General features: G+C 73.5%; 13 protein-coding genes. 3 read left to right on the forward strand and 10 right to left on the reverse strand.

Features of this window, described 5'->3' with window-relative positions; translation table 11 throughout:
* The gene (locus EGX94_RS05045) at window positions 1-3189 is read left to right on the forward strand and encodes a BTAD domain-containing putative transcriptional regulator (RefSeq protein ID WP_123825975.1); all 3189 of its coding nucleotides are present in this window, start codon (window positions 1-3) and stop codon (window positions 3187-3189) included.
* Window positions 3190-3492: 303 nt separating this feature from the next.
* Here EGX94_RS05045 and EGX94_RS05050 read toward each other — a convergent pair whose 3' ends face one another.
* Window positions 3493-4341 (reverse strand): ABC transporter permease, encoded by an 849-nt coding sequence (locus EGX94_RS05050; RefSeq protein ID WP_021796617.1) that lies wholly within the window; start codon window positions 4339-4341, stop codon window positions 3493-3495.
* Window positions 4338-5405, reverse strand: a complete 1068-nt coding sequence (locus tag EGX94_RS05055) for an ATP-binding cassette domain-containing protein (RefSeq protein ID WP_081707300.1) — start codon at window positions 5403-5405, stop codon at window positions 4338-4340. Before EGX94_RS05055 ends, EGX94_RS05050 begins: the two co-directional genes overlap by 4 nt.
* A gap of 284 nt (window positions 5406-5689) precedes the next feature.
* On the opposite strand from EGX94_RS05055, the gene EGX94_RS05060 reads away from it, so the two are divergent.
* The gene (locus EGX94_RS05060) at window positions 5690-6583 is read left to right on the forward strand and encodes a sulfurtransferase (RefSeq protein ID WP_021796621.1); all 894 of its coding nucleotides are present in this window, start codon (window positions 5690-5692) and stop codon (window positions 6581-6583) included.
* 340 nt (window positions 6584-6923) lie between these two features.
* On the opposite strand, the gene EGX94_RS05065 is transcribed toward EGX94_RS05060, so the two are convergent.
* From EGX94_RS05065 to EGX94_RS05075, 3 genes are all read right to left on the reverse strand, one after another.
* The gene (locus EGX94_RS05065) at window positions 6924-8978 is read right to left on the reverse strand and encodes a PTS fructose transporter subunit IIABC (RefSeq protein WP_021796615.1); all 2055 of its coding nucleotides are present in this window, start codon (window positions 8976-8978) and stop codon (window positions 6924-6926) included.
* 162 nt (window positions 8979-9140) lie between these two features.
* On the reverse strand, window positions 9141-10097 hold the full coding sequence (locus tag EGX94_RS05070; protein ID WP_021796622.1) for a 1-phosphofructokinase family hexose kinase: 957 nt from the start codon (window positions 10095-10097) through the stop codon (window positions 9141-9143).
* On the reverse strand, window positions 10094-10855 hold the full coding sequence (locus EGX94_RS05075) for a DeoR/GlpR family DNA-binding transcription regulator (RefSeq protein ID WP_021796618.1): 762 nt from the start codon (window positions 10853-10855) through the stop codon (window positions 10094-10096). The genes EGX94_RS05070 and EGX94_RS05075 overlap by 4 nt, the downstream gene beginning before the upstream one ends.
* Before the next feature lie 608 nt (window positions 10856-11463).
* Here EGX94_RS05075 and EGX94_RS05080 point away from each other — a divergent pair.
* The gene (locus tag EGX94_RS05080) at window positions 11464-13029 is read left to right on the forward strand and encodes an aspartate:alanine exchanger family transporter (RefSeq protein ID WP_021796958.1); all 1566 of its coding nucleotides are present in this window, start codon (window positions 11464-11466) and stop codon (window positions 13027-13029) included.
* Between the two features lie 229 nt (window positions 13030-13258).
* On the opposite strand, the gene EGX94_RS05085 is transcribed toward EGX94_RS05080, so the two are convergent.
* The 5 genes from EGX94_RS05085 to EGX94_RS05100 all read right to left on the reverse strand — a co-directional run bounded on the left by EGX94_RS05085 (window position 13259) and on the right by EGX94_RS05100 (window position 20001).
* Complete coding sequence (locus EGX94_RS05085) at window positions 13259-13984, reverse strand: hypothetical protein (protein ID WP_123825977.1); 726 nt, start codon at window positions 13982-13984, stop codon at window positions 13259-13261.
* 151 nt (window positions 13985-14135) lie between these two features.
* Window positions 14136-15584 carry an APC family permease gene (locus EGX94_RS05090; protein ID WP_051245651.1) on the reverse strand — a complete coding sequence of 483 codons (1449 nt, stop codon included), beginning with the start codon at window positions 15582-15584 and terminating at the stop codon, window positions 14136-14138.
* A 376-nt stretch (window positions 15585-15960) separates the two neighbouring features.
* Window positions 15961-16572, reverse strand: a complete 612-nt coding sequence (locus EGX94_RS13360) for a hypothetical protein (RefSeq protein WP_021797807.1) — start codon at window positions 16570-16572, stop codon at window positions 15961-15963.
* Window positions 16573-16982: 410 nt separating this feature from the next.
* Complete coding sequence (locus tag EGX94_RS05095) at window positions 16983-18029, reverse strand: zinc-dependent dehydrogenase (protein WP_021797812.1); 1047 nt, start codon at window positions 18027-18029, stop codon at window positions 16983-16985.
* Window positions 18030-18033: 4 nt separating this feature from the next.
* Window positions 18034-20001 carry a PTS mannitol transporter subunit IICBA gene (locus EGX94_RS05100; protein WP_021797800.1) on the reverse strand — a complete coding sequence of 656 codons (1968 nt, stop codon included), beginning with the start codon at window positions 19999-20001 and terminating at the stop codon, window positions 18034-18036.
* Window positions 20002-20202: the final 201 nt, after the last annotated feature.

Genomic DNA, 20202 nt, shown 5'->3' on the forward strand with positions numbered 1-20202 from the left:
ATGGTGCAGCCCGGCACGGCCCCCGGGACGCCCCCGGCCGGCGGGCCGGCGCGTCTTCGTCTGCTCGACGAGCCGCCCTCCTGCGACGGGCGTCCGCTCACCGGGCGCGCTGCGGTGCTCGTCCACGCCCTCGCCCTGGCCGAGGGCTCCCCCGTGGGCCAGGACGAGCTCGTCGAGGAGCTGTGGCCCGACGTCCCGCCCGGACACCCGCACCAGTCGCTGCAGACCGTCGTCTCGCGCGCCAGGGCCCTGCTCGGCACCGACGCGGTGGCACGACGCGGCGCGGGCTACGCGCTCGCCCTGGCCCCGGACGACGTCGACCAGGCCCGTCTGCTGTCGCGGGCCGGGCGGGCCGTCGCCGCGCTCGAGGCGCGGGACCCGGCGGCCGCGGTGGCGCTCACACGAGCCCTGCCCGCGGTCCCCGACGGCGGGGACGACATCGGCTCGCCGCGCGGGGCCGTGCTCGCCAGGGCGCGCACCGCCCTGGCGGACTGCCTCCGCGCCCGGGCCCTCGGCCTCGACGCCCTCGGCCGCTACGGGGAGGCCGCGCCCCTCCTGCGCGAGCTCGCGGCGGAGCTCCCCGGCGACGAGGCGCTCCTGGCGGCCCTCGTGCGCTGCGAGGCCTGGACCGGCTCCCCCGCCGCTGCGCTGGAGCGCTACGAGAGCCATCGGCGCCTGCTCGACGAGCGCGGGGCCGTCCCGGGCCCCCTGCTCAGGGCGGCCCACGAGGCGGCCCTGGCCGCGGAGAACCCCGTGAGGCAGGGGCTGCGGCCGCGCACCGGGCCGCTCCAGGGACGTGAAGCCGATGTGCGCGCGGTCGCCGACGCGGTGGCGGGCCGCCGTCTCGTGACGATCACGGGTCCGGGCGGAGTCGGCAAGACGAGCCTCGCCCAGGAGGTGGCCTCGCGCTCGTTCTTCCCGGTGGTGAGGGTCCTCACCATGACGGCGCTCGCCCCGGGGCCCGCTGAGCCGTCCGGGGCCCGGTCCGGTGCGGACCGGGCCGATGCGGCCCGGCGCCTCGCGCAGGGGATGCTCGGCGCGATGAACCAGCGCCCCCGGGCCGGCGAGGACCCCCGCGCCGCCCTCGCACGGGCCGTGGCGGCCCCGGGCACCTTCCTCGTGCTCGACGACTGCGAACAGCTCGTCGAACCCCTGGCCGACCTCATCGGGCCGCTCCTGCAGGCCCGGCCGGGCCTGCACGTCCTCGTCACGTCCCGGCGGGTGCTGGACCTGGCCGCCGAGCACGTCCACCGGCTCGCCCCGCTGACCGTCGAGGCCTCGAAGGCGCTCTTCCGGGAGCGGTCACTCGCCGCGCGCCCCCACCAGGAGCTCGACGACGCGGACCTGAACAGACTGCTGCCCGCCCTGGAGGGCATACCGCTGGCCATCGAGCTGGCCGCCGCGCGCACGCGGATCATGTCGGTCGGCCAGGTCGCCGACCGGCTCGTCGGGAGTCTCACGGGTCCGGGCGGCCCCCGGGACCTGCCCGAGCGCCAGCGCACGCTCACGGCCGTCATCGAGTGGTCCCTGCGCCTCCTGTCCGAGGAGCAGCGCCGGGCCCTGTCCCGCTGCGCCCTCCTCGGGGACGGGTTCACGCTGGACACGGCGGAGGCGGTGCTGGGTCCCGAGGCGGCCGTCCTCGTCGACGCCCTCGTCGCCCACTCCCTCCTGGACGTCGACACGGCCGAGCCGCCGCGACTGCACATGCTCGCCTCGATGCGCGAATTCGTGCTCGACGCGCTCCGCGGCGACCCGGACGAGGCGCCGGCCCGGGACGCGGTGCGCGGATGGGCGCTCGGTCTCGCCGAGAGGGTCCTCGCCCCGGCACGGGCGGACGGCGAGGTCCCAGGGGGAGACGGGCCCGCCGAGCTCCTCCTGGCCGAGGAGGCGAGCCTCGTGCTCCAGCTCGGCCGCGCCGCCGGCGACGACGGGAGCCCGCCGGCGTGGGAGGACGCCCTCGTGCTCGGGGCGGCGCTACTGGCCTGCTGGTCGTCGAGCTGGTGCTACAGCCAGGTCGCCACGTGGATTCCCCGTCTCCTCGGGCCGGCGGCCACGCCCGCGCCGGACATGCGCGGCAACACCGCCCGGATGCTCATCCTCCACCGCGCCACGACGAACGCCTGGCTCCTGGGGCCGCTGCCCGAGTCGGTGCGCTCGCGCATCCCCGAGGCCTTCGCCGGCGAGGGCGCCTGGCTGGCGGGCATCCGCCGTTTCGTGCGCACTCCCCCGGACGAATGGCCGGCGCTCGCCGAGGACGAGGACCCGTGGACCGCCTGGGCGGCCGGCTGCCGCGTCGTCATGGACCTGGAGAACCGCGGCGAGCTCGCCGCGGCCCTGGCCCTCAACCGCTCCCTGCTCGCCCGGATGCGGGCCGACGGGCTGCCGGGCGGGCAGCTCCTCGAGCTGGAGCTCGACGGCCTGCGCCTCGTACTCGAGACGGGCGACTACGCGGCGGCGCACCACGAGTGCACCCGGCTCCTCGACGAGGTCGGGAGCACGGCCCTGCGGGGCATCCACGTCGAGGCGCTGCGGCTCCAGCGCGCGTGCTGCGAGGTCTACCTCGACCCGAGCCCGGAGAGGGCCGATGCGCTCCTGGCCAGCGGCTCCCGCCTGCGGGTCCCCGGCATGGCGGCCTTCGTGACGGCCTTCCTCAGCGGCGAGATGGAGCTGCTGCGCGGCCGGCCGCGCGAGGCTGCCCTCACCCCCAGGGCCTTCCTCGAGCGCATCGGGGCCGATCCGGCCATCCCGGCGGCCAGCCCGTGGGAGGTCTACGGCATCGCGACCTGCCTGGTCCTCGACTGCGAGCTCGACGAGCGGACGGCGGCCGAGCTCGAGGCCCCGGCGATGCGGCGCCGCGGCCTGCGCGCGCTGGGGCGGATCCTCCAGGACCCCGCCGCCAGCCGGTTCGACCTGCCGACGACGTCGGCGCTGGCCTGCGCGGTGGGGCTGTCCTGCGCCCTGGCCGGGCCGCCGGGCGAGGTGGCCGGGGCGCAGCTGCTGGCCGTCGCCCTGGCCTGCGGGCCGAACCAGACCTCGCGGCTGCTCTCGCGGCCCGAGCTGGAGCGCCGGGCGGGCCGGATCGACCCCCGGGCCCGGGAGCGGGGCCGGCGCCGGGCCGGCCGGGTGCCCCGCGAGGGGCTCGTCGACGAGATGCGGCGCCTGAGCGGCGAGCTCGTCGGCCTGCTCTGAGCCCGGTGCCCGCCGGCCGCGACCGGCACCCCCCGTCAGACCCGCCCCGTCGACCCCCGGCATCAGCGCCGGCATTCGACGCCACATGCCCGCCGGACCCCATCAGATCCGCCCTCGTCGACCCGCCAGAGCCCATCGGGCGCCCGCCCGCGGCCGCCCGATGCGGCCCAGCCGCGCCGACGGGGCGGGCGCGACGGAGGCCCTCCTCGGCCGCTCGACCTCGGCCGCTCGAGGGGGAGGACCCGGTTCCCGGGCCCCGCGCACCGGACGCCTCGCCCCCGGCGCCTCCCGTTCACGCGCCGCTCATGACGCGCTCGGCCTCTGGTAGCGCCGCACGGTGAGGGGCGCCGCGACGACCACGATGACGAGGCAGCCCAGCACGGCCCACCGCAGGTCACCGGCGGTCCCCGTCCCGGCCGTCCCGTCCAGGGCGTAGCGCAGGGCGCTCACCGTGTAGGAGACCGGATTGTGCTCGGCGAAGACCTTCAGCCAGTGCGGCAGGGTGGCGATGGGCACCATCGCATTGGACAGATAGCACAGGGGGAACAGGAGGATCGTGTTGAAGCTCGTGACCGCCTGCGTCGACGGGAAGAGCGTGCCCAGCAGGAGGAAGAGCCACGAGATCGCCCAGGCGCAGCCCGTGGCCAGGACGACCGCGCCGAGGCCGCCCCACCAGCCGCCGCCCGGCCGGTAGCCCATGACGACGCCGGTGACGAGGGTCAGGGCGCTGCACACGCCGTAGCGCAGCAGATCGGTCGTCATCGGGCCGAGCAGCGGGGCCAGCCGCGACATCGGCATGGCGCGGAAGCGGTCGAAGACCCCCTTGTCCATGTCCTCGCGCAGGTCGACCCCCACGCTCTGGCAGGTGGTGAGCACATTGGTCATGATCAGCCCGGGCACGAGGATGGGCAGGTAGCTCCGCACGTCGCCGCTGATCGCGCCGCCGAGCAGCTCGCCGAACATGACGGTGAACAGGACCGGCTGGATGAGGACGTCGAAGAACTCCGCCGGGGTGCGCAGCATCGTGAGCCACGAGCGCCACGCCATGGCGGCGGTGTCGGACGCCAGGCGGGACTCGGCGAAGCGGCGGGCTCGCGGGCGGCGGGTGCGGGTGGTCAGCAGGCCGGACGGGGGCCGGACGATGGTGCTCATGCGATCTCCTCGGTGTCGGTGTCGGTGTCGGCGGCGGGCGCGTCGTGGGCGTCCGGGGCGGGGTCGTGGCGGGTCAGGGCGAGGAAGACCGAGTCGAGGCTGGGCCGGTCGACGGAGACGGACACGGGGGCGAGGCCCTCCTCGCGCAGGGCCACGAGCACGTCCGTCGCCGCCGCGGAGGCGTCCTCGGGCAGGGGGACGTGCACCCTGCCGGCGGTGCGACTGGCCGGGGCGTCCTCCCCCGTGAGCGCGGTGATGATCCGGACCGCCCGCTCCTCGTCGGCGGGGGCGGGGAACGTGAGGACGAGCGTGGAGGAGCCCACTGCGTCCTTGAGCTCGTCGGCGGTCCCCTCGGCGATCATGCGCCCGTGATCGATGATGCCGATCCGGTCGGCCAGGCGGTCGGCCTCCTCGAGGTACTGGGTGGTGAGCAGGACCGTGGCGCCCCGGGCGACGAGGCCCTCGACGACGTCCCACATCTGCTCGCGGGTGCGCGGGTCCAGCCCCGTGGTCGGCTCGTCCAGGAAGATCAGGGGCGGCGCGGCGACGAGGGAGATCGCCAGGTCGAGGCGACGGCGCATCCCGCCCGAGTAGCCGTGGACCTGCTTGCCGGCGGCGTCGGCGAGGGCGAAGGCCGCCAGGAGCTCGTCGGCCCGGGTGCGGCAGTCGCGGCCCGACAGCCCGGTGAGTCGGGCGAACAGGCGCAGATTCTCGGCGCCGGTGAGGTTCTCGTCGACGCTCGCGTACTGGCCCGCGACGCCGATGGCGCTGCGCACCCGATGGGGCTCGCGAAGCAGGTCGTGCCCCATGACGCTCGCCTCGCCCGCGGTGGGGCGCAGCAGCGTGGTGAGCATCCTCACCACGGTGGACTTGCCCGCGCCGTTGGGCCCCAGGAGCCCGTAGACGGTGCCCTCGGGCACCCTCAGGTCGAGGCCGTCGACGGCGATGAAGGACCCGAAGCGGCGCCGCAGGCCTCGGGCCTCGATCGCCAGGGGGGCGGGATCGTGCGGGGAGCCGTCCGGAACCGTGCCCCTGGACTGCGTGATCGGTGTTGTCGTGCTCATGGCCCCCACACTGGCCGGCACCGCTTTCACGGCGCTTTCACCCCGCTTCCACCGGGCGCGGGCCCGGGCCGGGGAGCCCGCCGGGACGATGCCGGTCAGCGCTTCGGCCTCCTCGGGCGCGGGCCCGGATTCCGCCTCCTCGGCGCCGAGATCTGCTCGGCCGCCCCGCCCGCGGGTCCGGGCCGGGGAGCGGCCGTGGAGGAGCGGCCCGGTCGCCAGTACGCTGACTCTGGCGGGGCGCGCTGAATCGGGCGGAGCGCCGTCGCCGCGTGGAAGGAGCACCGATGAGCGACACGGCACCGGGGAGCACCGCATCAGTCGCCACCGGTCCGCCGGCCGGGGCGCCCGCGCTGGTGGACGTCGGCTGGCTCGCCGAGCACCTGGACGAGCCGGATCTGGTGGTGCTCGACGCCACGATGGGCCCGGCGCCGTCCTCGCCGCGCATCCGCGGCGCCCGATGGTTCGACCACGACGTCGCCATGGCCGCACCGGGCTCGGGGCTCCCCCACACCCTGCCCTCCATCAGCCGCTTCCAGGAGCAGGTGCGCCGCCTGGGGGTCGACGAGGCCAGTCGCGTCGTCGTCTACGACGGCGCCGGGATCTTCTCCTCGCCGCGGGCGCGGTGGATGCTGCGCCGGGCCGGCCACCGGCGGGTCAGCGTCCTCGACGGCGGCCTGCCCGCCTGGTTGGACGCCGGCGGCCCCACCGGATCCTGGCCCGCCGGAGCCGATCCCCACGAGGGGCCCGAACCGGGCGACTTCACGGCGAGCGGCTCCTTCGAGCCGGCCGTCATGCCGATGGAGGAGCTGGCGGGGCTGCTGGCCGATCCGGGCTTCGTCGTCGTCGACGCCCGCTCCCACGAGCGCTTCACCGGAGCGGTGCCCGAGCCGCGCCCCGGCCTGCGGGCCGGGCACATGCCCGGCGCCGTCAACGTGCCCTTCACCGAGCTGCTCGTGGACGGGCGCACCATGCGCGGGCCCGCCGAGCTGCGTGCGATCCTCGACAGGGCGGTCCCGGCGGACAGGCGGCCCATCGCCTCCTGCGGTTCGGGGGTGACGGCGACCGTCGTCCTGCTGGCCCTGGAACTGGTCGGGCGCGACGACGGGCTGCTCTACGACGGCTCCTGGTCGCAGTGGGGCGGCTCCGACGGCGGCGAGGTCGTCACGGGCGAGACCTGAGGAGCCGCGCCGGGGCGGGCACCGCCCCGGCGCCGTCGGTCACGAGCGGCCCCTGACAGATCCCATGGATCGATCCGAGCCGCGCCGAGTCATCGGACCGACCGGTCTCGCGTCCCGAATGCGTCCGTGAGCGCTCACCCGCGGACTGCGCACGAACAGACGCCCACGACAGCGGTTCAGGAACGAAAACCGGCGCCGAGGCGCCCTTCTCCCGGTCCCGGCGGCGGGCTGCCGGGACCGCCCTCCCCCGATGGCTGCGACCCCACCGCCCCGCACCGGGACGGCGAGGGGGCCGGCGGAGCTTGCGCCCTGCCGGCCCCCTCGCCGAGGATGATGCGGTTCAGGCGGTGACCACCGCCGAGGCGTCCTGCCCCGCGACCGCCTCCTTCCTGCGCCAAGCGATGCCCTTGAGCAGGGTGACGAGCAGCCCGGCGACGACGGCGCCGACGGCGATCGCCAGGACGAAGGCCCAGAAGCGGTCGATGGCGAAGAACACGAAGATGCCGCCGTGCGGGGCCTTCGAGGCGGCGCCGAGCGCCATCGACAGCGCACCGGTGACGGCGCCGCCGGCCATCATCGAGGGGATGACGCGCAGCGGATCAGCGGCCGCGAACGGGATGGCGCCCTCGGAGATGAACGAGGCGCCGAGCAGCCAGGCCGCCGTGCCGTTCTCGCGCTCGGCCGCCGTGTAGTACTTCGGACGCAGGGCCGTCGACAGGGCCATGGCCAGCGGCGGCACCATGCCGGCGGCCATCGTCGCGGCCATGACCTTCATCGAGCCGATGTTGACCACGTTGAGGTTCGTCGTGGCGAACAGGTAGGCGGCCTTGTTGACTGGCCCGCCCAGGTCGAAGCACATCATGAGGCCGAGGACGATACCCAGGATGACCGCCGAGGCCCCGCTCATGCCCGACAGCCCGTCGTTCATGGCGGTGGTCAGCCAGGCCAGCGGGCGCCCGAGGACGACGTACATGAGGCCGCCGGCCACGAACGAGCCGACGAGCGGGATGATCACCACCGGCATGAGCCCGCGCAGCCAGCGCGGCGGGTTGAGAGTGGTGAACCAGTAGGCGACGAGACCGCCGACCAGGCCGCCGACGATGGCGCCGATGAAGCCCGCTCCGGTGAGCGAGGCGACGGCGCCGGCGACGAAGCCGGGCGCGATGCCGGGGCGCTCGGCCAGGCCGAAACCGATGTAGCCGGCCAGAGCCGGCAGCAGGAAGCCGAAGGCCGCCTGGCCGATGGCGAAGAGCACGGCGCCGATGTAGGTCATGACCGGTGAGCCGCCCAGGGCGTGGCCGGTGGCGTCCGGCAGGTTCGCGAGGCTGTTGCCGAGCGCGATGTTCAGGCCGAGGGCCTGGTTGCCGTCCTTGACACCGAGCTCGTAGCCGCCGAACAGGAAACCCAGCGCGATGAGCAGGCCGCCGGCCGCGACGAAGGGGATCATGTACGAGACGCCGGTCATGAGGGCCTGCTGGATGCGCTTGCCCCAGCCGAGCTGCGACTTCTCCTCCTCGGCGTCGGCGCCGACCGCCTCGGCGGCGTGCACCCGGTGGGCGTGCGGGTCGTCGATGGCGGCGACGGCCTCGGCGACCATGGCGTCGGGCTCGTTGACGGCCCGTTTGACGCCGGACTCGACGACGGGCAGCCCGGCGAAGCGGCTGCGGCCCTTGACGCCCACATCGGTGGCGAAGATGACGGCGTCGGCCGCCTTGATGACCTCCGGCGGCAGGGGCTCGTAGCCCGAGGACCCCTGGGGCTCGGCCTGCAGGTCGACGCCGGCCTTTCTCGCCGCCGCGGTGAGGTAGTCAGCGGCCATGTAGGTGTGGGCGATGCCGGTGGGGCACGCGGTGACGGCGACGATGCGCGCCGTCGAGGAGCCGGGGGCCTTCTCCGCCGGGGAGGAGGCCCCGGGGGCCGGCGCGGGTGCCGCGGCACGGGCCGGCGGTTCGACGACGTCGCGCACCAGAGTGACGATCGCGTCGGCGTCGGGGGCCTCGCGCAGCGCCTGGACGAAGTCCTCGTGCACCATCGCACGGGCCAGTTTCGTGAGCAGCTTCATGTGCTCCTCGCCGCCGTCGGTGCCGGCCGCGATGAGGAAGATGATGTCGGCCGGGCCGTCCTTGCCGCCGAAGTCGACGGGGCGCGAGAGCCTGGCGAAGCCGAGCGAGGACCTCGTGACGGCCTCCGAGCGGCAGTGCGGGATGGCGAAGCGTCCGGGCATGCCGGTGGGGAACTTCTCCTCGCGGGCCAGCGCGTCGCGCGTCAGCCCCGCGGCATCGGCCCGGCCGGCCCCGCCGATGATGCCGGCGAGGGCGGTGATGACCTCGGTCTTTGTCGAGCCGAGATCGACGTCGAGGGCGACGATCTCCGGCACGATGATGGATTCGGACATGAACGATTCTCCTAACCAGGGTGCGACCGACGGACGAACCGGATCGGGGCGCACCCACAGGGATCGGGTGCGGTCTGGACACGCCGCGCGGCGGCGGCTGACGGTGTCGCCGGAGGGGCGGCGATGCGGCGGGCGGCGCCGCTCCTCCGGCGGGGCCGCGGGTCAGACGGCGGTGACGCGAACCTGCACGCGCGCCGCCAGTTCGGGGTCGGGAATGGTGGATCCGGGCAGACCGGCAGCGGCCGTGCCCCAGGCGACGGCCCTCGCCAGGGCCGCGTCATCGTCGGCGTCGGCGGCCAGCCCGATGAGCAGGCCCGCCAGCGAGGAGTCCCCCGCGCCGACGGTCGACCGCACCTCGATGGGTGCGGCGAGCCCGTGCCAGGCGCCGTCCGCGGTGACGAGCAGGGCGCCCGCACCGCCGAGCGTCACCATGACGCGCTCGATGCCCTTGGCGACGAGGCCGCGGGCGTTCTCGAGGACGACGCCGAAGTCGCCGTGCGAGGCGGCCTCCTCCATGGCGTCGCCGTCCCCACCGCAGATCCGGGCGAGCTCGGTGGAGTTGGGCTTGATGAGGTCGGGGGCCGCCTGGGGCAGCGCACCGGCCAGGGCGGCGAGCGGGGCGTCGGAGGTGTCGACGGCGATCCGCGCGCCGCTCGCGCGCAGGGCGGCGACCATCCGCGCGTACCAGTCGACGGGCAGGCCCGGCGGCAGGGAGCCGCTCATGACGATCCAGTCGGCGCCGACGGCGGCCTCGCCGACGGCGGCCTCGAGGCCGGCGCGCTCGTCCGCGTCGAGCCCGGCGCCGGGCTCGTTGAACTTCGTCGTCGTGCCGTCGGGCTCGGTGACCGTCAGGTTCGTGCGCACCGGGTGGGCGACGGGCACGCTGAGGTGGTCGATGCCGGCGGCGGCCATGCCCGTGAGCAGCGGGTCGTGCTCGGGCGCGGGGACGACCGCCCGGGTCGGCACGCCGGCGTTGCGGAGGGCCCGGGAGATGTTGACGCCCTTGCCCGCCGCGACGACCGAGATGTCGGACAGGCGGTGCACCTGGCCGCGGACGATGGGGGACGCCAGGGCGGCGGAGCGGTCGAGGCTGGGGTTGGCGGTGACGGTGACGATCATGCGCAGACCACCTTCAGGTCCTTGTTCCGGATGACTTCGAGTTGACGCTGCGGGATGCCGGTGTCGGTGACGAGGACGTCGACGTCGTCGAGGGCGGCGAAGCGCACCGTGGACTCGGCGCCGATCTTGCGGGCGTCGGCGAGCACGACGACGGTGCGGGCCGCGCCGATCATGGCGGTCTTGGTGGCCGCCTCGTCCATGTCGGGCGTCGACAGGCCGTGCTCGACGGACAGGGCGTTGGTGCCCATGAAGGCCACGTCGACGCGAAGCCGCTCGAACTCGGCGGCGTTGCCGACGGTGGCGGACGTCGTGCCGCGCAACCGCCCGCCGATGAGGCGCACCTCGCAGCTGGTGCGCGCGCCGACGAGCGCGGCGATGGGGGCCGAGTTCGTGAAGACGACGTGGTGCGAGCCGGCGGGCAGGCGGGCGGCCAGCCGCCCCACCGAGGAGCCGGCGTCGAGCAGGATGGTGCCGCCGTCGGCCGGCAGCTCGTCGACCGCCCGGGCGGCCATGCGCTCCTTCTCCTCGACGGCCGAGGCGTCACGGGTGTCGAGCGGCGCGTCGCCCAGCTGGTCGAAACCAGCGGGGATCGCGCCGCCGTGGACGCGCCGCAGCAGGGACCGGGCGGCGAGCTGGTCGAGGTCGCGGCGGATCGTCTCGGGGACGACGCCGAGCTGCGCGGAGGCCTCGGCCACCGAGACGCGGCCGCTCTGGCGCGCATGCTCGACGAGCCACCTGTGGCGCTCCTGCGGGTACATGGCCCACCTCCCGTCATTGGGATCATCGCCGGTGCGGGGCCGGGGCGCCCGCACCGAGGGACACGCATCGGCCCGCCTCGGGGAGCGACTGCGCCCGTGGCCGCAGCCCCGTGGACGACGACCCGGCATCCCCGCCGGCCCCGACGAACCGAATGTTACTATACGTTGGATTCTAGTGCCTGGTTCGAGAGAAAGCCAGCCTTTTTCCGACATGAACTCACTAATCCCAACACAGGGGCTCCGAGATGGGCACTCCGGCTCCGGCACCGACCCGTTGCCTCGTTGGTCGCCCCGTTCGCACGACGCGAGCCGGCCCGGGGCATCACCGCCCGTCGTCATGCCCGGCCCCCGCGCGCAGCGGGCCCCGGCGAGATCATGCAGGCCGCCGCGGAAGGCGCGGACCGGCCCCCGCGCGCAGCGGGCCCCGGGCCTCGCGCCGACCATCGTCCCCGGGCCCCGTTCGCGCGCGGCGAGGCGGGCGCCGTCCTCCGCCTCCGGGGTCCGGCCGCGCCGGGACGTAGGATCGAATGGTCCGCAGCGCAGTGGCCCGGCCGCCGCGCCGGTCCCGCCGCCCACGGGCACCCCGGAACCGACCAGTCAGGGCCAGGATGATCGACTTTCTCGCCGCACACCCGCTCGTCACCATCATGGGCGTCCTCGCCCTCGGGGCGCTGCTCGGCCAGATCAGGTTCGGTCCGCTGCGCTTCGGCGCGGCCGGCGCGCTCTTCGTCGGCCTGCTCGTCGGCATGCTCGACCCCCGGCTCGGCGAGGGCATGACGCTCGTGAGGCAGCTCGGCGTCGTCCTGTTCTGCTACACGGTCGGCCTCTCAGCCGGCTCGACCCTCCTGTCGGACCTGAGGCGCCAGTGGGCGCTCATGGTGGCGAGCATCGGCGCCCTCGTCGTCATGGCGGCCACGGGGCTCGCCGCGGGCCGGGCCCTCGGCCTGACACCCGCCCACGTCAGCGGGCTGTTCGCCGGCGTGCTCACCTCGCCGGCCATCGACGCCGCCCAGCAGGCCACCGGCAACTCCCCCGACACGCTCTTCGCCTACGCCGTCTCGTACCCGACCGGCGTCGTCGTCGCCATGGTCGTCGTCGTCGTGGTCGCCACGCGGCGCTGGCCGGGCCGGCGCGACAACGTCTCGATGGCCGAGGCCGGCATCAAGGCCGTGAGCACCAGGGTCACCCGCGACGCGCGGATCGAGGAGATCCCCGGCTGGCCGTCGAGGATCCGCATGAGCTATCTGCTGCGCGACGGCCAGATGCGCGTCATGAGCCGCACGGACGAGCTGCACGCCGGCGACGAGGTGCTCGTCGTGGGCATGCCGGCCGACGTCAACGCCGCGGTCGGCTTCCTCGGCTACCGCACCCGGCACGTGCTCACCGAGAACCGCCGCGATGTCGACTTCCGCCGCTTCGTCGTCTCGAACCCGCACCTGGCCGGGCGCGCCCTGGGTGACCTGGACGTGCGCGAGCAATGCGACGGCATCGTCACCCGGGTGCGCCGCGGCGACCTGGAGATGCTCGCCACCGACGACCTCGTCCTGCAGCCCGGCGACCGGGTGCTGGCCGTCGTGCCCCGCGGGCGTCTCGGCGACGCGCAGGACTTCTTCGGCGACTCCGAGGCGGGCGTCTCGCAGGTGGACGCGCTGACCCTCGGCATGGGCATCGCCCTCGGCATGCTCGCCGGCGCCGTCGCGGTGCCGCTGCCCGGCGGTCTGCGCTTCAGCCTCGGCGCCGCGGCGGGCCCCCTCGTCGTCGGCATGGTCCTCGGCGCCCTGCACCGCACCGGGCCCTTCCGCTGGGACCTCCCCCATGCGACGAACCGGATCCTGCGCCAGCTCGGCCTCATGATCTTCCTCGCCTGCGTCGGCCTGGCCACCGGCCCGGCCTTCTCGTCGAAGCTGCTCACGTGGGACTGCCTGCGGATCGTGCTCGTCTCGGCCGGCTCGCTGGCCCTCGGCGGCGCCGGGCTGCTGCTCGCCGCGCGCCGCCTCGGCCTGTCGGCGCAGCGGGCCACCGGCGGCTTCGCGGGCTTCGTCGGCCAGCCCGCGGTGCTCGGCTACGCGAACTCGCTCGTCAACGACGAGCGCATCGACTCGGCCTACGGGGCGCTCTTCGCGCTGGGCACGGTGGTCAAGATCCTCCTCGTGCAGCTCATCGCGCTGGCGTGAGCGCAGGAACCGGCCCGGCCACGGCGCGCGGGGCGGGCCCGCCGGGTTCGACGGCCGCCAACGCGCGCATCGCCGCGGGCCGCGGTCCGCGGCGATGCACGGGCAGAACGCCCCCGGCCCAGCCGCAGCCGGGCTGCGCGACCATGACGCGAACAACGCACGAGCGGGGCGCCCACCGGCCGGTGGGCGCCCCGCTCCGTCCGGCGCTGTGCGAGGAACGGCCGGCGCGTCAGCCGCCGCTGCCGTCGACGACCTGGTCGCCAGGGGGGGCCGGCTGGGCGGGCACGGCGTTCCAGTTGTCGAAGGTCAGGTCGCTGGCGCCGTCGGTCATCGACAGCGGCAGGCTCGTGGCCGGGTCGAGGACGAACTCCGTGTTGCGGCCGTCGGTGAGCACGATGGTCTGCGCACCGTCGTCGGTGGTGCCGAAGCTGGAGCGATCGACCGCGCTCGTGTCGAGATCCTTCAGCACGAGGTCGACGAGCGAGCGGGGGATGGTGGACTGGTCCAGCTTCGAGGCGCTGTCGGCGCCGACCTTGACCCACTTGTCCTTGATGAGCTCGTACTTGTCGTCGGCGAGCTTGTTGGTGACCTTCCAGTAGGTCTCGTTGCCGCGCACCCAGGTGGTGCCGTCGGCGACGGAGACCTCGGCGAACGAGTCGCCCTCGGTGAGGGCGGCGTACAGGTTCGAGCCGTCGACGGCGCCGAGGGCGTCGATGGTGCGGGTCGTCCCGGACTGGTCGATGCGCTGGACGTCGACCACGTGGACCGACGAGGCCTGCGCGATGGCGTCGTTCATCTGGTCGAGGAGCGTCTCGGAGGCGACGGTCGGGGTGGGGCTGGCGCTGGAGGGCGTGGCCCCGCCGGCCGAGCCGTTCTTCTCGGAGCTGCACCCGACGAAACCGGTCACGGCGAGGACCCCGGCCATGAGGGCCGCCGCGCAACGCGTCTTTCTCATACTCCTCCTCGACGGATGGGATCTCGTGCCCCGATCCTCCCACATCCGCCCGCGGGGGCGCCGCGGGCCGCCCGGGGGATCGTCACGGCATGAGCGGGTGGAGGCCCGACGCGAGGAGGCGCTTCTCGCCGAGCCCTCGTGACCGGCCCTCTCAGTCCCGGTACTCGCGCACCCGTCGGCCGCGGATGTAGCCGACGAGGGCGAGCAGGACGATGAAGGCCAGGGTGCCCAACGTGAGGGCCTCGAAGGAGGCGTACGAGACGCCGGAGGCCTGCGAGAAGTCGTAGCCGACCCCGAGGAGCGTCTCGAGCGTGCCGGGGAAGATGCTCACCCACGAGCCGAGCGCGACGAAGGCCGTCGTGACGAGGCACAGCGCGCAGAAGACCCAGTCCGGGCCGGGCACGCGGAAGGGCCGCACGACGTCCGGCTCCGAGACGCGCAGCTTCATGGCGGCCGGGATGACGATGAGATAGCTGAACAGGTAGGTCGTGATCGAGACGCCGAGGACGACGTTGAAGAGGGCGGCGCTCGAGCCGGTGAGGCTCATGGCGGCGATCATGAAGGACGTCGAGACGACGCCCGAGAGCAGGTTGACGCGGACCGGGGTGCCGAGCCTGGGCTGGAAGCGGCCGAAGAAGCCGCCGAAGAACGAGCCGTCGGCGGCGGCCATGGCCTGCATGCGGTCGGACATGATCATCCACGCCGCGCCCTGGCCGATGTTGGCCAGCGTGAACATGACGACGGCGATCGTCATCATGACGGGGGCGGCCGGGCCGTAGACCGAGAAGACGGTGGACACGGCGGCGAGCAGGCCCGAGATGCCGTCGATGCGCCCCGGCGGGATGACGAGGAGGATCGTGAGGACGGGGATCGTGTAGAAGACGCCGGCCATCGCCGAGGAGCGCAGCACCGAGACCGAGACGTCGCGCTGGGCGTCCTTCATCTCGCCGGAGGCGCTCGAGGAGCTCTCGAAGCCGAGGAAGGCGAACAGCAGCAGCGGGATGAGGGTGATGAAGCCCTCCCGGGTCGGGGCGAAACCGCTCCGGGTCAGGGGCTGGACGCCGTTCTCGAGGGCGTGGACGACGGCCGTGGCGACGAAGAGGCCGATGAAGCCGAGCTTGAAGAAGGCGCCCACCGTCGGGATCCACTTGGCCCGCGACAGCGACAGGATGGCTGCCAGCACGGTGATCCAGATGAAGCAGATCTTGAACGCGTAGTCGGGCCCCGAGCCCTCCTCGAAGTGGACGAGGTGGGTGCGGGCGGCCTCGGCGTTGAGGAAGGCCATCGAACCGCCGACCCACACGGGCTGGGTGATCCAGGTGAGGGCGGAGGCGACGGCGGCGACCGGGCGGCCGAAGGCCCGGCGCGACCACAGGTAGACGCCGCCCTCGCCGGGGAAGGCCGAGCCGGTCTCGGCGAAGACGAGGGCGTAGGGCACGAGGAAGAGGGCGATGAGGAAGACGAGCCAGGTGAAGGTCTGGGGGCCCTCGGCCGAGACCGAGCCGAGCATCTCGAGGCCGACGACGGCCGAGAAGATGAGGAAGACGATGTCGAAGCGGCCGAGGGTGCGCTGAAGGCGCCCGGTCTGCCGCTGCGCCATGCGCGTGTCGGTGGAGTGATCGTTCTCGGCCACTGCTGCCCCTCCCGGTCGCGCACCCAGCCGGTGCGTCGTCCCGCCGTGCTCCGCCCCGAGCCTCACGGGGTCACGCGCAGCATCGTAGGCCCTCGCCGGGCCGCGTGCCGCCGCCGTCCGGGCCCGCGGGACGAGCCGGGGAAGATTCCGAGGACCGAAGTCATGGAGGACCTCGCGGCCGATCGCGCCGCTCAGCACATGAGCCGTGAGCGGATCAGGTCACGGTGCAGCTGGGATGACCGGAGAAGCTCAGCGTGCGTCCCGGACGCCGTCAAACTCCCCCTGTCCATGACGAGGACCCGGTCGGAGTCCACCACCGAGGCGAGCCGATGAGTGACAGATATCACGGTGCAGGGCCAGTCAATGGATCGCAATGCATATCAAGAACAATCTCCTCACTCCCCCCGTCCAAGTGCGATGTGACCTCATCCAGCAGGAGCCGGGCGTCGCCAGCACCGATGTCCGGCCGGCCGGGGACGTGCGGATCACCCGTTCCGGCGACCGGCTGGATCTCGACGCCTCGGCGAGCACCGACCCTGACGGCACCGTGACGAGGGTCGACTGGTATGTCGAGCGCCAGAGCGGCGAGGAGCTCGCCGAGGGGGCCAGGAGCACGATCCCGCTCCCGGCCGATGAGCCCGTCAGCGTCACCGCCGTCGTCACCGATGACCGGGGGATGACCGATTTCGTCAGCGACGTCGTCCCGGCGACGGGCGACGACTCGACCACCGGTGGCGGGCGGCGCACCATGGTCCTCAGGGGAGGCCCCCAGATGCCCGTCACCAGCATCGACACCGGCGCCCTCGCCCAGGACGGCGGCACCGGCTCCACCGTGGCGGACGCGCAGCAGGTCGACACCGACGCCGACGGGGACCAGGATCTCGTCATCACCCTCGACGCAGACGGCGACGAAACCGCTGTGCATCACCGGACGGATCACCGACGGCTCGAGCATGTGCGCCTGCGTGCCGACCGGCTGAGCCCGGCCGGGCCCGCGGGGCCGGGACGGCTCCGGGCCATCCGTTCCGGGCCGTCCCGAGGGAGGCGCGGGTCGGGGACGCCCCCGAGGGCCCGGCCCGTGAGGACCGCACGGATTCCACGGCCGCGCAGAGCGCTGCGACGAACCGAGAGCCCGGCCCGTGAGGGCCCTCCTCATCGCCGCGACCTCGCCATGGTCCCGTGGGACCGGCCCGGGGACGAACGGCGCACACGGGCCCGAGGGCAGGGAAGAGCACGCCCCGAACGGGCCCCGTCCCCGGACAGGCAGCACCACGGCTCGGGCTCCCACGGACGGACCCGTGCGCCCCGCAGATCTGCGGGGCGCACGGGTCTCGGCATGGTGGTACGGTCCGTCGACCGGCCGGCTCAGGGCTCGACGGTGACCTTGATCGCCTCGCCTGCTGCCACGATGTCGAGGGCCTCGAGGGCGTTCTCGAGCGGGACGTGCCGCGTGATGAGATCGGCGACGGGCACCTGACCCGAGGCGATGTACTCGAGGGCGCGCTTGTTGTGCTCGGGGGCCGAGCCGTTGGCGCCGTGGATGTGCAGCTGGCGGTAGTGCACGAGGTTGGAGTCGCAGGTGATCGTCGGATCGGTCTTGGGCAGGCCGCCGAAGAACGAGATGCGCCCGTTGCGCGCCGCCATCGCCAGCGCCTGCTCCTGCGCCACATTGGCCGGGGTGGCGGTGATGATGACGTCGGCGCCGCGGCCGTCGGTGAGCTCCATGACCCTGGCGACGACGTCCTCGGTGGAGCCGTCGATCGTGATGTCGGGGTTGACGGCCCGGGCGGACATCTCCAGCCGCTCGGCGTTGATGTCGATCATGACGATCGTCCCGGCCCTGTGCACGCCGCGGGCGATGCGGGTGTGCATGCAGCCGATCGGGCCGGCGCCGAAGATGACGACGAAGTCGCCCTCCTCGATGCCGAGCTGCTCCTGGGCGTTGATGGCGCAGGCGAAGGGCTCGGCGGCGCTGGCCTCGGCGAAGCCGACGCCGTCGGGGATCCTGGTGAGGCCGTCGACCCTGAGCACCTGGGCCGGCACGATCATGTACTCGGCGAACCCGCCGTCGTACTGGTAGCCGACGCTCGTCTGGTTCTCGCAGACCTGCATCCAGCCCTTGCGGCACTCGTGGCACTCGCCGCAGGGCACGGCGGCGATCGACTGGACGCGGTCGCCGACCCGCCAGTCACCGGCCACCTCGGCGCCGATCCCGACGATCTCGCCGGCCACCTCGTGGCCCATCGTCGTGACCCGGGTGATGTTCTGGTGCCCGTTGCGGCGGATCTTCACGTCGGTGCCGCAGGTGGAGCAGTTCCGCACCCTGATCTTGATCTCGTCGGGGCCGCACTGCGGCTCGGGAATGTCCTCGAGACGCACGTCCTCGGGAGCGTGGAAACGAAGTGCCTTCATCTGTTCAGTCCTCCTCCGGGGCCAGGATCTCCTGGACCTGTTCAACAGTGGTGGCGGTGCGCAGCTGCTCCGCCCTGGTCTTGTCGGCCAGCACGCTCGCGAGCGCCGACATGATGCCGACGTGCTCGTCGGAGGCCGAGGCTATCGGGATGGCCACGTAGCACGTCCGGCCGTCCCAGTCGACGCCGTCGGGGAACTGGAGGAACCCCAGTGCGGCGCGTCTGATGTGGGCGCGGGCCTCGTTCGTGCCGTGGGGGATCGTGACGCCCTCGCCCATGTAGGTGGACACCTGGCCCTCGCGCTCGATCATGCCGTCGACGTACTCGGGGCCGGCTGCGCCGACGTCGACGAGCGCCTGGCCCGCCTGACGGATGGCGTCCTGCTTGTCGGTCGCGTGGAGACCGAGCCTGATCGCCCCGGCCGGCAGGATGTCGCGGCCCAGCGACTTCTTGCGCCGCACGGCCCGGGCGGCGGCGACCGCCCCCGCGGCGTCGCCGTCACCGGTCGTCGGCGCGGGCCCACCGGACTCGGCAGGCGCCTCGCGAGCAGCCCTGATCCGGTCGGTGACCTCGGTGAAGACCGGGTCGCCGACATAGTTGACGAAGGGGATGACGGTGGCCCGGGGCGACTTCGCCCGGGCCCGTTCGACCAGGCCCTCCTGGGTGAGGACGACGGTCGCGCCGTCGGGAATCTGGTCGATCGGCGTGTGGACGACCTCGACGCCGTAGGGCGCCAGCCTCTTCTTCATCGTCGAGGCGACCATGACCGAGGAGCCCATGCCGGCGTCGCAGGCCACGACGAGCCTCGTGAGGGCGGCGGCGTCGAAGTCGCCGGTACCGACGGCCTCCCTGTCGACCCCGGCGGCTGCGGCGGCTCGGGCCTCCTGGGCCTGCTCGGCGGCATCGGCCGCGTCGTCCCTGCGCCTGTCGGGGCGGATGAGCGCGGAGGCGACGAGGAAGGAGACGGCAGTGGCGACGAGGAAGTCGATGATCATCGGAAGGTAGCCGGTCCGCGGGCACATGAGGAACCAGGCGATGATCGAGCCGGGCGAGGCCGGGCCGGACAGGCCGGCGCCGAGCAGCGTGCCGACGGCCAGACCGGACATGGCGCCGGCCATGGTGGCGAGGATCGTCTTCGGCTTCATGAGCACGTAGGGGAAGAAGATCTCGTGGATGCCGCCGAACAGGTGGATGATGACGGCGCCGGGAACCGACTGACGGATGCGCCGGGAGCCGAAGGCCCAGTAGGCCAGCAGGAGGCCCAGGCCGGGACCGGGGTTGGACTCGACCATGAAGAGGATCGACTGGCCCGCGGTCCGCACCTGCTCGGTGCCCAGCGGGGTGAGGATGCCGTGGTTGATGGCGTTGTTGAGGAAGAGCACCTTCGCCGGCTCCACGAGGACCGAGGCCAGCGGCAGCATGTGGTGGCCGATGAGGGCGTTCACGCCGGCGGCCATCCAGCCCATGAAGAGGTCGACGAGCGGGCCGACGCCCTCGTGACCGAGGATGGCCAGGACGAGGCCGAGGATGCCGAGCGAGAAGTTGTCGACGAGCATCTCGAAACCGGAGGGGACCCTGGCGTCGAGGAAGCCGTCGATCCTCTTGAGCAGCCAGGCGGCGAGCGGGCCCATCACCATGGCGCCGAGGAACATGGGGATGTCGGCGCCGACGATGACGCCCATCGTCGCGATCGCGCCGACGACGGCGCCCCGGGTGCCGTGGACCGTCCTGCCGCCCGTGTAGCCGATGAGCAGCGGCAGCAGATAGTTGAGCATGGGATCGCTCAGCGTCACGAGGTTCTCATCGGGGATCCACCCGGACGAGATGAACAGGGCCGCGACGAGGCCCCAGGCGATGAAGGCGCCGATGTTCGGCATGATCATGCCGGCGAGGAAGCCCCCGAAGCGCTGGATGGAGGCGCGGGCGCCTCCGCCCTCGAGGTTCTTGTTGACCGTGGCGTCAGGTAGGGACATGTGTGATCTCCCGGTGGAACGTGCCGCGAACGGCAGGATCTGCGTTGATCTGCGTTTAAGTCTAGTTCTGTTGTGTTACGTTGTCAACACCTCAGCGAGAACGGGTTTCATCGTGACGAAACCAACATGATCGGGCACATGTCGTGTGGGGTGTCCCCCTCAGCAGTCGGCCGGCGCCACCGGCTCCGGTGACGACGGCCC

Source organism: Propionibacterium acidifaciens (assembly GCF_003798325.1).
In the GTDB taxonomy this organism is placed as follows: Bacteria; Actinomycetota; Actinomycetes; order Propionibacteriales; family Propionibacteriaceae; genus Propionibacterium; species Propionibacterium acidifaciens.

Coding starts and splice junctions, on each gene's coding strand:
- EGX94_RS05045 (WP_123825975.1), top strand. CDS start 1: ATGGTGCAGCCCGGCACGGCCCCCGGGACGCCCCCGGCCGGCGGGCCG.
- EGX94_RS05050 (WP_021796617.1), bottom strand. CDS start 4,341: ATGAGCACCATCGTCCGGCCCCCGTCCGGCCTGCTGACCACCCGCACC.
- EGX94_RS05055 (WP_081707300.1), bottom strand. CDS start 5,405: ATGAGCACGACAACACCGATCACGCAGTCCAGGGGCACGGTTCCGGAC.
- EGX94_RS05060 (WP_021796621.1), top strand. CDS start 5,690: ATGAGCGACACGGCACCGGGGAGCACCGCATCAGTCGCCACCGGTCCG.
- EGX94_RS05065 (WP_021796615.1), bottom strand. CDS start 8,978: ATGTCCGAATCCATCATCGTGCCGGAGATCGTCGCCCTCGACGTCGAT.
- EGX94_RS05070 (WP_021796622.1), bottom strand. CDS start 10,097: ATGATCGTCACCGTCACCGCCAACCCCAGCCTCGACCGCTCCGCCGCC.
- EGX94_RS05075 (WP_021796618.1), bottom strand. CDS start 10,855: ATGTACCCGCAGGAGCGCCACAGGTGGCTCGTCGAGCATGCGCGCCAG.
- EGX94_RS05080 (WP_021796958.1), top strand. CDS start 11,464: ATGATCGACTTTCTCGCCGCACACCCGCTCGTCACCATCATGGGCGTC.
- EGX94_RS05085 (WP_123825977.1), bottom strand. CDS start 13,984: ATGAGAAAGACGCGTTGCGCGGCGGCCCTCATGGCCGGGGTCCTCGCC.
- EGX94_RS05090 (WP_051245651.1), bottom strand. CDS start 15,584: ATGGCGCAGCGGCAGACCGGGCGCCTTCAGCGCACCCTCGGCCGCTTC.
- EGX94_RS13360 (WP_021797807.1), bottom strand. CDS start 16,572: ATGCTCGAGCCGTCGGTGATCCGTCCGGTGATGCACAGCGGTTTCGTC.
- EGX94_RS05095 (WP_021797812.1), bottom strand. CDS start 18,029: ATGAAGGCACTTCGTTTCCACGCTCCCGAGGACGTGCGTCTCGAGGAC.
- EGX94_RS05100 (WP_021797800.1), bottom strand. CDS start 20,001: ATGTCCCTACCTGACGCCACGGTCAACAAGAACCTCGAGGGCGGAGGC.